The sequence below is a fragment of the Citrobacter sp. Cpo142 genome (assembly GCF_030332425.1).
GTDB lineage: Bacteria > Pseudomonadota > Gammaproteobacteria > Enterobacterales > Enterobacteriaceae > Citrobacter > Citrobacter portucalensis.
Window position 1 is genome coordinate 16,837 of the sequence record NZ_JAOWHW010000133.1, and the last position, 12,696, is coordinate 29,532.

11 protein-coding genes are annotated in these 12,696 nt (G+C 54.0%); 6 read left to right on the forward strand and 5 right to left on the reverse strand.

Annotation, left to right across the window (positions count from 1 at the left end):
* The first annotated feature begins 39 nt into the window (after positions 1-39).
* Positions 40-2,127, forward strand: coding sequence for a YccS/YhfK family putative transporter (locus OGY18_RS18055; protein ID WP_008786302.1), 2,088 nt, complete (start codon positions 40-42; stop codon positions 2,125-2,127).
* A gap of 69 nt (positions 2,128-2,196) precedes the next feature.
* On the opposite strand, the gene argD is transcribed toward OGY18_RS18055, so the two are convergent.
* From argD to ppiA, 5 genes are all read right to left on the reverse strand, one after another.
* The gene (gene argD, locus OGY18_RS18060) at positions 2,197-3,414 is read right to left on the reverse strand and encodes a bifunctional acetylornithine/succinyldiaminopimelate transaminase (protein WP_123268774.1); all 1,218 of its coding nucleotides are present in this window, start codon (positions 3,412-3,414) and stop codon (positions 2,197-2,199) included.
* Positions 3,415-3,499: 85 nt separating this feature from the next.
* Positions 3,500-4,063, reverse strand: coding sequence for an aminodeoxychorismate synthase component 2 (gene pabA, locus OGY18_RS18065; RefSeq protein ID WP_286553882.1), 564 nt, complete (start codon positions 4,061-4,063; stop codon positions 3,500-3,502).
* Positions 4,064-4,094: 31 nt separating this feature from the next.
* A complete protein-coding gene (locus OGY18_RS18070; protein ID WP_003827710.1) occupies positions 4,095-4,697 on the reverse strand; it encodes a putative adenosine monophosphate-protein transferase Fic in 603 nt (200 codons plus the stop codon).
* Positions 4,687-4,854 (reverse strand): FicA/YhfG family antitoxin, encoded by a 168-nt coding sequence (gene ficA, locus OGY18_RS18075; RefSeq protein WP_003827708.1) that lies wholly within the window; start codon positions 4,852-4,854, stop codon positions 4,687-4,689. Before ficA ends, OGY18_RS18070 begins: the two co-directional genes overlap by 11 nt.
* 106 nt (positions 4,855-4,960) lie before the next feature.
* Positions 4,961-5,533 carry a peptidylprolyl isomerase A gene (gene ppiA / locus OGY18_RS18080; RefSeq protein ID WP_003023595.1) on the reverse strand — a complete coding sequence of 191 codons (573 nt, stop codon included), beginning with the start codon at positions 5,531-5,533 and terminating at the stop codon, positions 4,961-4,963.
* 264 nt (positions 5,534-5,797) lie between these two features.
* Here ppiA and tsgA point away from each other — a divergent pair, with 264 nt between their 5' ends.
* The 5 genes from tsgA (at position 5,798) to cysG (ending at position 12,646) form a co-directional block, all read left to right on the forward strand.
* Complete coding sequence (gene tsgA, locus OGY18_RS18085; protein WP_048215419.1) at positions 5,798-6,979, forward strand: MFS transporter TsgA; 1,182 nt, start codon at positions 5,798-5,800, stop codon at positions 6,977-6,979.
* Positions 6,980-7,251: 272 nt separating this feature from the next.
* The gene (gene nirB, locus OGY18_RS18090; RefSeq protein ID WP_003827704.1) at positions 7,252-9,795 is read left to right on the forward strand and encodes an NADPH-nitrite reductase large subunit; all 2,544 of its coding nucleotides are present in this window, start codon (positions 7,252-7,254) and stop codon (positions 9,793-9,795) included.
* Complete coding sequence (gene nirD / locus OGY18_RS18095) at positions 9,792-10,118, forward strand: nitrite reductase small subunit NirD (RefSeq protein ID WP_003023590.1); 327 nt, start codon at positions 9,792-9,794, stop codon at positions 10,116-10,118. Before nirB ends, nirD begins: the two co-directional genes overlap by 4 nt.
* Before the next feature lie 187 nt (positions 10,119-10,305).
* Positions 10,306-11,112 carry a nitrite transporter NirC gene (nirC, locus tag OGY18_RS18100; protein ID WP_003827698.1) on the forward strand — a complete coding sequence of 269 codons (807 nt, stop codon included), beginning with the start codon at positions 10,306-10,308 and terminating at the stop codon, positions 11,110-11,112.
* 160 nt (positions 11,113-11,272) lie between these two features.
* Positions 11,273-12,646, forward strand: a complete 1,374-nt coding sequence (gene cysG / locus OGY18_RS18105; protein ID WP_148361401.1) for a siroheme synthase CysG — start codon at positions 11,273-11,275, stop codon at positions 12,644-12,646.
* Positions 12,647-12,696 lie beyond the last annotated feature (50 nt).

Genomic DNA, 12,696 nt, shown 5'->3' on the forward strand with positions numbered 1-12,696 from the left:
GGCGCGTTACCCAGTAATGCGCCACTTTTGTTTACTCCGATGTGGCGAAGACTGATATACCACCCAGAGATCAACTACGCACTACGACAAACGCTGGTGCTATGTTTACCTGTGGCTGTTGGTCTGATCATCGGTCAGCTTCATTTGGGGCTTCTCTTTTCCCTCGTCCCTGCCTGCTGCAACATTGCCGGTCTTGATACTCCGCACAAGCGCTTTTTCAAACGCTTAGTCATTGGTGCATCGCTGTTTGCCGGGTGCAGTTTGATCATGCAGTTACTGCTTGCGCAAACTATACCGTTACCATTGATCCTCACCGGCCTGACGCTGATTCTTGGCGTAACCGCCGAGCTAAGCCCTTTGCATGCGCGATTACTGCCAGCCTCGCTTATCGCGGCGATTTTCACGCTCAGCCTGGCCGGGAATATGCCCGTCTGGGAGCCGCTGCTGATCTACGCGCTAGGCACGTTATGGTACGGCCTGTTCAACTGGTTCTGGTTCTGGATGTGGCGCGAGCAACCGCTCCGCGAATCGCTCAGCTTGCTGTACCGTGAATTAGCCGATTACTGTGAAGCCAAGTACAGCATGCTGACCCAGCATGCCGACCCAGAAAAAGCGCTGCCTCCCCTGCTGGTTCGCCAACAAAAGGCAGTGGATCTGATTACCCAGTGCTATCAGCAAATGCATATGCTGTCGGCACATCACAACAACGAATACAAACGCCTGCTGCGTGCCTTTCAGGAGGCGCTGGATTTACAGGAGCATATTTCCGTTAGCCTCCACCAGCCAGAAGAAGTGCAAAAACTGGTTGAGCGTAGCCACGCGGAGCAGGTAATTCGCTGGAACGCGCGAACCGTCGCCGAACGCCTTCGGGTACTGGCCGATGATATTTTGTATCACCGCTTGCCGACCCGTTTCTCGATGGAAAAGCAGATTGGCACGCTGGAGAAAATCGCCAGGCAGCATCCGGACAATCCGGTGGGGCAATTTTGCTACTGGCACTTCAGCCGTATTGCCCGCGTGCTACGGACCCAGCGTCCGCTGTATGCCCGTGACTTAATGGCTGACAAGCAGCGTCGGTTGCCGCTGATCCCTGCCCTGAAAAACTACCTGTCGTTGAAATCCCCAGCGCTGCGCAATGCCGGACGCATCAGCGTTATGTTGAGTATCGCCAGCCTGATGGGCAGCGCCTTACACCTGCCAAAGCCTTACTGGATTTTGATGACAGTCCTGTTTGTTACGCAAAATGGCTACGGGGCGACCCGGGTGCGCATCTTACACCGTTCCGTAGGTACGCTCGTTGGACTGGTTATTGCCGGCGTCACGTTGCACTTTCATATTCCTGAAGGTTTCACGCTGGCGGCCATGCTGCTGATCACCCTGGTGAGCTATCTGATCATCCGTAAAAACTACGGCTGGGCTACCGTCGGTTTTACGGTAACGGCGGTATACACCCTGCAACTGCTGACGCTGAACGGGGAAGAGTTTATCGTGCCGCGGTTTGTCGATACGGTCATTGGCTGCTTAATCGCCTTTGGCGGCACGCTCTGGCTGTGGCCACAGTGGCAGAGCGGTCTGCTGCGTAAGAACGCCCACGATGCGTTAGAAGCCGACCAGGAGGCCATTCGTCTGATCCTCAGCAACGATCCACAGGCCACGCCGCTGGCGTATCAGCGCATGCGCGTCAACCAGACGCAAAACACGCTGTTCAACTCGCTGAACCAGGCAATGCAGGAGCCAGGATTTAACTCGCACTACCTTGCAGACATGAAACTGTGGGTCACGCACAGCCAGTTCATCGTCGAACACATCAACGCGATGACCACTCTGGCAAGGGAACATACGATGCTGACGCCGGATTTGGCGCAGCGGTATCTGGAGTCCTGTGAAATTGCGCTCCAGCGCTGTCAGCAGCGGCTGGAATATGATGGGCCGGGAAGCTCGGGAGATGTGAATATTCTCGAAGCGCCAGAGATGCTGTCCCATGGTCCGTTAAGCACCCTTGAGCAGCATCTGCAGCGGGTTCTTGGGCACCTGAACACCATGCATACCATTTCGTCGGTAGCATGGCGTCAGCGACCGCACCACGGGATCTGGCTGAGTCGCCGACTGCGGGACATGAAGGGTTAAGAGATTTGCCGGATGCGCTACGCTTATCCGGCCTACGAATCACAGCTTACCCTGTACGCCATCCGGCAATCAGCCCACCACCTTCGCTACCGCCTGCGCGAAGCGCTGCATCCCTTCATCGATATCCGCCTGCTCCACTACCAGCGACGGCGCGAAACGCATTACGTCCGGCCCGGCGTTCAGCACCATCACCCCTTCGTGCGCGGCGGCATAGAGGAAATCGCGCGCCCGGCCTTTAAACTGCGGCTTCAACTCGGCGCCAATCAGCAGCCCCATTCCGCGAATATCGCTGAAAATGTCGAACTGTTGATCAATCTTGTGCAAATGCTGGACAAACGTCTGACGTTTGGCCTGAATGCCTTCCAGCACTTCCGGCGTGTTGATGATATCAAACGCTGCCCCCGCTACCGCGCAGGCCAGCGGGTTGCCGCCGTAAGTGGATCCGTGCGAGCCCACGTGGAACGCGGAGGCAATCTCCTGAGTGGTCAACACCGCGCTTACCGGGAAGCCGCCGCCGAGCGCCTTCGCGCTGGTGAGGATATCCGGCGTCACGCCGTAGTGCATATAGGCAAACAAATCGCCGGTACGCCCCATCCCGCACTGCACTTCATCAAATACCAACAGCGCCTGGTGCTGGTCACAAAGCTCACGTAAACCTTGCAGGAATTCCGGCGTTGCCGCAGTGACGCCACCTTCTCCCTGAATAGGCTCAACCACCACCGCGCAGGTGTGATCGTCCATCACCGCTTTGACCGCATGCAGATCGTTAAACGGGACATGGATGATATCCGCTGGCTTTGGTCCAAAGCCGTCGGAGTATTTCGGCTGCCCACCAACGGATACGGTAAACAGCGAACGGCCGTGAAACGCATTATGGAAGGCAATGATTTTGGTTTTGAACGGGCTATGACGCACGCAGGCATAGTGGCGCGCCAGCTTAAAGGCGGTTTCGTTGGCTTCAGTACCGGAGTTCATGAACAGCACGCGCTCGGCAAAGGTCGCATCAATGATTTTACGGCCTAAGCGCAACGCCGGTTCGTTGGTGAAAACGTTGCTGGTATGCCACAGGGTTTCGCCCTGAGTTTTTAACGCCTCAACCAATGCCGGATGGCAATGCCCTAACGCGGTCACTGCAATGCCGCCCGCGAAATCAACATACTCTTTGCCCTGTTGATCCCACACTCGACTCCCTTTTCCTTTTACCGGGATAAACTCAGCCGGTGCATAAATCGGCAGAATCACTTCATCGAATGTCGCGCGCGTAATTGCAGTTTGTTCAGTTGCCATGTCATTACCACCCTGTTAAGCAGAAACGCTAGTGAAATTATAATCACAAAATATGAATAAAAAATCACTGAATAGCAACTACAAATCAGCGATTGAGGAAATTAGCCAGCAGCTGATGCCCCTGTTCGCTGAGAATACTCTCCGGGTGAAACTGTACCCCTTCCATATCCCACTCGCGGTGACGAATGCCCATTATCTCCAGCGTTTCACTCCATGCTGTCACTTCAAAGCACTCGGGAAGCGTCTCAGGAGCAACCACCAGAGAGTGGTAGCGCGTTACCGTTAATGGGTTAGCGAGTCCCTGAAAAACACCCTGCCCGGTATGGGTAATCGGCGAGGTTTTACCGTGCATCACTTTAGCCGCCCGAACTACGTTCGCGCCAAAGGCCTGCGCCATCGCCTGGTGACCAAGACAAACACCCAACAAGGGAAGCTTACCGGCGAAATGACGAATAACGTCCAGTGAGATACCGGCGTCATCCGGCGTGCATGGCCCAGGGGAAATCACGATTTTTTGCGGGTTCAGCGCATCGATTTGCGCCAGCGTCAGATCGTCGTTGCGCCGGACAAGGACATCAGCGCCCAGTTCGCAGAAGTATTGGTACAGGTTCCAGGTAAAAGAATCATAGTTATCAATAAGCAGGATCATGGCGGCTCCGGTACATAAGAACCGCGCTATTCTACTCAGTTTCCGGGGCTTCGCTTACCACTTTACGAAATATCGCCCGCAATGCAGACAGGTCACCCATCGCCCCACTCTGATTAGCCTGATTCCACTCTTCAACCGGAATGCCATCCCAGCTCAGCATATACCCGGCATGAATCGCTAACTGTTCGAAGAAAATACGCTGCGCCAGGCCACTGCCAATGCGAAACGGATGCAGCACATTGATTTCGCAATAATAGTGCGCAAGACGATCGACAAACTTGTCTTCCGGCAATCCCACCAGCCAGGACTCATCTTCCAGGTCCTGCATCAGCGCATTGCCCTCTTTCTCGATATAGGCGAAATGGCAAAAGCGAGTATCGCCCTGGTAAATATCGACTTCGCGCAGGAGTCCCGCCCAGTCAAAAATATCCCGATACAGCTGGCGATGAATGGCGCACAGGTGCGGTAAGCCCCGTTTAAGCGGCCCCAATTCGATAGTCGCCGCACGCAGCGCTGTCAGTTCATAAGCCGCCTGCGCTAAACGCTGCGCCTGATGAATCCCCAGACGGTTACGCATGACATTCAGGCCCGGATATAAATACGGGTCGCGACCATCACCGAATTTATCGCTCATAGTGCCTCCTCAGCTCTTCAAGACGCGCCAGAGCGTCTTCAGCACTCAGAGTAACCCGCGGAATATCTACGCCTTCCAGCCGTCGGCTGGCCTGGAAATTGGCGTTTCGCCGTTGTTCCCACAGCCTGGACTTTTGTTTATCGGTGAGTTTTTTCACGTGACCTCCCTGAATGAGCCGACACTTGCCACAAGTATAAGCAGCAATTTCGGGTTACGCAGAGAGAGGGGTGAACGCGGGCAAGAACTACCCGCGCAAGATACGATTACGGCAGGACTTTAGCAGAAAGGATAACAATCGGTTTTGACGGGACATTCTGGTATGGACCGACATCATGGGTCTGTACCTGAGAGATCTTATCCGCGACATCCATACCTTTCACAACTTTACCAAAAACAGCGTAGCCAAAGTCGCGCTGGCCGTGATCGAGGAAAGCGTTATCTGCAATGTTGATAAAGAACTGGCTGGTCGCGCTGTCTTTATCCGCTGTACGCGCCATAGCAATCGTGCCGCGAGTGTTACGCAGTCCGTTATCGGCTTCATTCTTGATTGGCGGATTAGGTTTCTTCTGCTGCATCTGCTCGGTAAAACCGCCACCCTGCACCATGAAGCCTGGGATCACACGGTGGAACGTGGTGTTGTTATAGAAACCACTGTTGACATAATCGACAAAGTTTTGCACTGAAACCGGGGCTTTCTGACTGTTCAGCTCCAGCTCAATGTTACCAGCAGAGGTTGTCAGCAGAACATGTGGATCACCTTTTGCTGCCAGTGCTGCGGGAGAGAGAGCAGAAAGAGCGAGAACAGCTGCAACAGCCGCCAGAGTCGATTTGAGCATGAGAATTCCTTAACAAGAGCAGAAATGAAGCAAGTGAATTGATTCTAAAGAGCCTTCAAGGACAAGGCCATCCCTTTACTTAATTTTACGTACCTGAAACAAATGTAACCTCATGGCTGCAAGTATCTATGTGATCAAGATCACATAGAAAAATGTAACGCACCAAGTTATTACCAATAAATATTTAAATGCGTCACTAAAGCGCCTAAAATCTGCCCGCTCACGGCGCAGTCAATGCGCCTTACACTTCTATACAGGCCAGTCATGACTAACAGCAATCGCATCAAGCTCACATGGATTAGCTTTCTCTCCTACGCCCTGACAGGTGCGTTGGTAATTGTCACCGGGATGGTGATGGGAAACATCGCAGATTACTTCCATTTGCCCGTTTCCAGCATGAGTAACACCTTCACCTTCCTGAATGCCGGCATTCTGATCTCTATCTTTCTGAATGCATGGTTAATGGAAATCGTGCCACTGAAAACCCAGTTGCGCTTCGGCTTTATCCTGATGGTACTGGCCGTTGCCGGACTGATGTTCAGCCATAGCCTGGCCTTGTTCTCCGCCGCCATGTTTGTATTGGGTCTGGTGAGCGGTATTACCATGTCGATTGGTACGTTCCTGGTAACTCAAATGTATGAAGGTCGCCAGCGCGGTTCCCGCCTGCTGTTTACTGACTCTTTCTTCAGCATGGCCGGCATGATTTTCCCGATGGTTGCCGCGTTCTTGTTAGCGCGCAGCATCGAATGGTATTGGGTCTATGCCTGCATCGGCCTCGTATACGTCGCCATTTTCCTGCTGACCTTCGGTTGTGAATTCCCGGCACTGGGTAAACACGCTCAGCAGTCAGACGCGCCGGTAGTAAAAGAAAAATGGGGGATTGGCGTGCTGTTTCTGGCGATCGCTGCACTGTGCTACATCCTCGGTCAGTTGGGTTTTATCTCCTGGGTCCCGGAGTACGCCAAAAGTCTGGGCATGAGCCTGAACGATGCGGGTAAACTGGTCAGCGACTTCTGGATGTCTTACATGGTTGGCATGTGGGCATTTAGCTTTATTCTGCGTTTCTTCGATTTGCAGCGCATCCTGACCGTACTGGCGGGTCTGGCTACCGTCCTGATGTATCTGTTTATCACCGGTACGCCAGAGCATATGCCGTGGTTTATTATGACGCTGGGCTTCTTCTCCAGCGCGATTTATACCACCATCATTACCCTTGGCTCCCAGCAGACGAAGGTCGCCTCACCCAAACTGGTTAACTTCGTTCTGACCTGCGGCACCATCGGCACTATGCTCACTTTCGTCGTCACCGGCCCTATCGTGGCACACAGCGGCCCGCAGGCGGCATTGCAAACGGCTAACGGCTTGTATGCGGTTGTATTCGTGATGTGCTTTATTCTTGGGTTTGTCACGCGTCATCGCCAGCATAACGCCCCAGCAGCGCATTAATCTCACTGCCGGATGGTATCCACATCATCCGGCATATTTTCCCCTCCTCTCTTCTTTCACTGGTCATGTAGGCCAATTCTTACAAAAACCCCTTAATTTGTACGCTATTTATACAAACACGAAAACCCAAATAATTCCGTCACTTATAAAAATGCTGACAAATCAGTTATATACCTCTTAAGGAGTATATAAGGGCGAATTTGATTTGCATCAATAAGCGCGGTTGCTGAATCGTTAAGGTAGGCAGTAATAGAAAAGAAATCGAGGCAAAAATGAGCAAAGTCAGACTCGCTATTATCGGTAATGGTATGGTCGGCCATCGCTTTATTGAGGATCTTCTTGATAAATCCGACGCTGCCAATTTTGATATTACCGTCTTCTGTGAAGAACCCCGCAAAGCGTACGACCGCGTACACCTGTCTTCCTACTTCTCCCACCACACCGCTGAAGAGCTTTCTCTGGTGCGTGAAGGATTCTACGAGAAGCACGGCGTTAAGGTGTTAGTGGGCGAGCGCGCAATTACCATTAACCGCCAGGAGAAGGTGATCCACTCCAGCGCAGGTCGTACGGTTTACTACGATAAGCTGATCATGGCGACGGGCTCTTACCCGTGGATCCCACCGATTAAAGGTTCGGAAACCCAGGACTGCTTCGTTTACCGCACCATCGAAGACCTCAACGCCATTGAGTCTTGCGCGCGCCGCAGCAAACGCGGTGCCGTGGTCGGCGGTGGCCTGCTGGGCCTGGAAGCCGCCGGCGCGCTGAAAAGCCTCGGCGTTGAAACCCACGTGATTGAATTCGCCCCAATGCTGATGGCTGAACAGCTGGATCATATGGGTGGCGAGCAGTTACGTCGCAAAATTGAAAGCATGGGCGTGCGTGTGCACACCAGCAAAAACACCAAAGAGATCGTTCAGGAAGGCACCGAAGCGCGCAAAACCATGCGTTTTGCCGACGGTAGCGAACTGGAAGTCGATTTCATCGTCTTCTCTACCGGTATTCGTCCACGCGACAAACTGGCCACCCAGTGCGGCCTGGACGTCGCCCCTCGCGGCGGTATCGTCATTAACGACACCTGCCAGACCTCTGACCCGGACATCTATGCTATCGGCGAATGCGCCAGCTGGAACAACCGCGTGTATGGTCTGGTCGCTCCGGGCTACAAAATGGCGCAGGTTGCCGTTGACCATATTCTCGAAACTGAAAACGCCTTTGAAGGCGCGGACCTGAGCGCCAAGCTGAAGCTGCTCGGCGTTGACGTCGGCGGTATTGGCGACGCGCATGCGCGCACGCCGGGCGCACGTAGCTATGTCTATCTCGACGAAAGCAAAGAAGTCTACAAACGCCTCATCGTTAGCGAAGATAACAAAACCCTGCTCGGCGCGGTTCTGGTGGGCGATACCAGCGATTACGGCAATCTGCTGCAACTGGTGCTGAACGCCATCGAGCTGCCGGAAAACCCGGATTCACTGATTCTGCCAGCACATGCGGGCAGCGGTAAGCCGTCTATCGGTGTCGATAAACTGCCGGACAGCGCGCAGATTTGCTCCTGCTTCGATGTCACCAAAGGCATGCTGATTGCCGCTATCAACAAAGGCTGCCATACCGTTGCGGCGCTGAAAGCGGAAACCAAAGCGGGTACCGGTTGCGGTGGGTGTATCCCACTGGTAACGCAGGTCCTGAACGCCGAACTGGCGAAACAGGGTATCGAAGTTAACAACAACCTGTGCGAACACTTCCCGTACTCACGTCAGGAACTGTTCCATCTCATCCGCGTAGAAGGCATCAAAACCTTCGAAGAGCTACTGGCAAAACACGGGAAAGGCTACGGCTGCGAAGTGTGTAAACCGACCGTCGGTTCCCTGCTGGCTTCCTGCTGGAATGAGTACATCCTCAAACCACAGCACACGCCGTTGCAGGACACCAACGACAACTTCCTGGCGAACATCCAGAAAGACGGTACTTACTCCGTGATCCCGCGCTCTGCGGGTGGCGAAATTACCCCTGAAGGCCTGGTGGCTGTGGGCCGTATCGCGCGTGAGTTTAACCTGTACACCAAAATTACCGGTTCTCAGCGTATCGGTCTGTTCGGCGCGCAGAAAGATGACCTGCCGGAAATCTGGCGTCAGCTGATTGAAGCCGGTTTTGAAACCGGCCACGCGTACGCCAAAGCGCTGCGTATGGCGAAAACCTGCGTAGGCAGCACCTGGTGCCGTTACGGCGTCGGCGATAGCGTTGGCTTCGGCGTGGAGCTGGAAAATCGCTACAAAGGCATCCGTACCCCGCACAAAATGAAATTCGGCGTCTCCGGCTGTACCCGTGAATGTGCGGAAGCTCAGGGCAAAGACGTGGGTATCATCGCCACTGAGAAAGGCTGGAACCTGTACGTTTGCGGTAACGGCGGGATGAAACCTCGTCATGCGGACCTGCTGGCCGCGGATATCGATCGCGAAACTCTGCTCAAGTACCTTGACCGTTTCATGATGTTCTACATCCGTACCGCTGACAAACTGACCCGTACCGCACCGTGGTTAGACAATCTGGAAGGCGGTATCGAGTATCTGAAGTCCGTCATCATCGACGACAAGCTGGGCCTGAACCAGCACCTGGAAGAAGAGATGGCTCGTCTGCGTGAAGCAGTGGTGTGTGAGTGGACAGAAACCGTTAACACCCCATCCGCGCAGGTTCGCTTCAAACACTTTATCAACAGCGAAAAACGCGATCCGAATGTCCAGGTTGTGCCTGAACGTGAACAACATCGTCCGGCCACGCCTTATGAGCGTATCCCGGTGACTCTGGTGGAGGAAAACGCATGAGCCAGTGGAAAAACATCTGCAAAATCGATGACATTCTGCCTGCAACAGGCGTCTGCGCCCTGTTAGGTAACGAGCAGGTTGCGATTTTCCGCCCGTATCACAGCGACCAGGTGTTTGCGATCAGCAACATCGACCCGTTCTTTGAGTCCAGCGTGCTTTCTCGTGGGCTGATTGCTGAACATCAGGGCGAATTGTGGGTTGCCAGCCCGCTGAAAAAGCAGCGTTTTCGCTTAAGCGACGGTTTGTGCATGGAAGACGAACAGTTCTCCGTGAAACATTACGAAGCGCGAGTGAAAGACGGCACGGTGCAACTGCGCGGTTAATAAATTTTTGGGAGGCGCAACGCCTCCCCTTTTTTGACGTATTTGTAGGTCTTTTATTAGTAGGCCTGATAAGCGTAGCGCCATCAGGCAATTGCACAAGCACATTGCCGGATGGCGGCATAAATGCCTTATCCGGCCTACGGTTACGATTTCTTTTTATTGTTTGTACTTCAAGGATAATCAACACATGTTCACAGACACTATCAATAAGTGTGCGGCTAACGCTGCGCGCATCGCACGCCTGTCGGCTAATAACCCGCTCGGATTCTGGATTAGTTCGGCAATGGCGGGAGCCTATGTTGGTCTCGGCATCATTCTTATTTTCACCCTCGGTAATCTGCTCGACCCGTCCGTTCGTCCTCTGGTGATGGGTGCAACCTTTGGTATTGCCTTAACACTGGTCATTATTGCCGGTTCTGAACTGTTCACCGGACATACCATGTTCCTGACGCTCGGCGTCAAAGCGGGCACCATAAGTCACGGCCAGATGTGGGCAATCCTGCCAAAAACCTGGCTGGGTAACCTGGTCGGTTCCGTGTTTGTCGCTCTGCTTTACAGCTGGGGCGGCGGTAGCCTGCTGCCGGTCGATACCAGCATCGTCCATTCTGTTGCTCTGGCGAAAACCACCGCGCCTGCGATGGTGCTGTTCTTTAAAGGGGCACTGTGTAACTGGTTGGTTTGTCTGGCAATCTGGATGGCAATCCGTACCGAAGGCGCGGCAAAATTCCTCGCTATCTGGTGGTGTCTGCTGGCGTTTATCGCTTCCGGCTACGAGCACTCCGTTGCCAACATGACGCTGTTTGCCCTCTCCTGGTTCGGCCATCACAGCGAAGCCTATACCCTGTCAGGAATTGGTCATAACCTGCTGTGGGTGACACTCGGTAATACTTTGTCCGGTGTCGTATTCATGGGATTAGGTTATTGGTATGCTACGCCAAAATCGGAGCGTCCGGCTCCGGTAAAAATCAATCAAGCTGAAAATCTTGCCCAGTAGGCGTATTCGATGCAGGCAGTTTGAACACGGACAGCGCGGAACAACCGGAACGTACATGCAGTACGTGAGGATTGCGAGCACTGCCCAGGGACAAACTGACAAATAAGATAGCCTAATGGGTAGATTCTGAGGCTGCTGCCAATAATTAAGGGGTAATGTCGTGGATCATTTGCCTATATTTTGTCAACTACGTGACCGCGACTGCTTGATCGTCGGCGGTGGTGATGTCGCAGAACGCAAAGCGCGGTTACTGCTGGAAGCGGGCGCCCGTTTAACGGTTAATGCGCTGGCGTTTATTCCACAGTTCACCGTATGGGCAGATGAAGGCATGCTGACGCTGGTGGAGGGGCCGTTCGATGAGTCCCTGCTCGACACCTGCTGGCTGGCTATTGCCGCCACCGATGACGATGCCGTCAACCAAAGCGTCAGCACCGCCGCAGAATCACGTCGTATCTTCTGCAACGTGGTCGATGCGCCAAAAGCAGCCAGTTTTATCATGCCCTCCATCATCGACCGCTCGCCGCTGATGGTGGCGGTCTCCTCCGGCGGGACATCGCCAGTGCTGGCCCGTCTGCTGCGTGAAAGGCTTGAATCCGTACTGCCTCAGCATTTGGGCCAGGTCGCACAGTATGCCGGCAAGTTGCGCTCCCGCGTGAAGCAGCAGTTTGCCAGCATGGGTGAGCGTCGCCGCTTCTGGGAAAAATTGTTCGTGAATGACCGCCTGGCGCAGTCGCTGGCGAACAATGACCTGAAAGCCGTCGAGGAAACCACCGAGCACATGCTCAGCGAACCACTGGATCACCGTGGTGAAGTGGTACTGGTTGGCGCTGGTCCTGGCGATGCCGGCCTGCTGACGCTGAAAGGGCTACAGCAGATCCAGCAAGCGGATGTCGTGGTCTATGACCGTCTGGTTTCCGACGACATCATGAACCTTGTACGCCGCGATGCAGACCGGGTGTTCGTCGGTAAACGTGCGGGCTATCACTGCGTACCGCAGGAAGAGATCAACCAGATCCTGCTGCGTGAAGCGCAACAGGGTAAACGCGTGGTTCGACTGAAAGGTGGCGACCCGTTCATCTTTGGCCGCGGTGGCGAAGAGCTGGAAACCCTGTGCCATGCCGGTATTCCATTCTCTGTAGTACCCGGTATTACCGCCGCCTCCGGTTGTTCCGCCTATTCCGGCATTCCACTGACTCATCGTGATTACGCCCAGAGCGTTCGTCTGGTTACCGGACACCTGAAAACCGGTGGTGAGCTGGACTGGGAAAACCTGGCGGCAGAGAAACAGACGCTGGTGTTCTATATGGGTCTGAATCAGGCGGCCACCATTCAGGAAAAACTGATCGAATTTGGTATGCAGCCTGATATGCCCGTTGCATTGGTAGAAAACGGGACTTCCGTGAAGCAACGCGTCGTCAATGGCGTGCTGACCCAGCTCGGCGAACTGGCGCAACAGGTTGAAAGTCCGGCGCTGATTATCGTCGGTCGTGTGGTAGGCCTTCGCGATAAGCTGAACTGGTTCTCGAACTATTAATTGAACGCTGAAAAATGCCCTGATATTGGGCTGCACCCCAAAAGTTGGAC

Excerpts from the sequence above, each read along its gene's own strand:
- nirD (WP_003023590.1), top strand. The coding sequence starts at position 9,792 with ATGAGCCAGTGGAAAAACATCTGCAAAATCGATGACATTCTGCCTGCA.
- OGY18_RS18055 (WP_008786302.1), top strand. The coding sequence starts at position 40 with ATGTGGCGAAGACTGATATACCACCCAGAGATCAACTACGCACTACGA.
- tsgA (WP_048215419.1), top strand. The coding sequence starts at position 5,798 with ATGACTAACAGCAATCGCATCAAGCTCACATGGATTAGCTTTCTCTCC.
- ppiA (WP_003023595.1), bottom strand. The coding sequence starts at position 5,533 with ATGCTCAAATCGACTCTGGCGGCTGTTGCAGCTGTTCTCGCTCTTTCT.
- OGY18_RS18070 (WP_003827710.1), bottom strand. The coding sequence starts at position 4,697 with ATGAGCGATAAATTCGGTGATGGTCGCGACCCGTATTTATATCCGGGC.
- pabA (WP_286553882.1), bottom strand. The coding sequence starts at position 4,063 with ATGATCCTGCTTATTGATAACTATGATTCTTTTACCTGGAACCTGTAC.
- nirB (WP_003827704.1), top strand. The coding sequence starts at position 7,252 with ATGAGCAAAGTCAGACTCGCTATTATCGGTAATGGTATGGTCGGCCAT.
- nirC (WP_003827698.1), top strand. The coding sequence starts at position 10,306 with ATGTTCACAGACACTATCAATAAGTGTGCGGCTAACGCTGCGCGCATC.
- argD (WP_123268774.1), bottom strand. The coding sequence starts at position 3,414 with ATGGCAACTGAACAAACTGCAATTACGCGCGCGACATTCGATGAAGTG.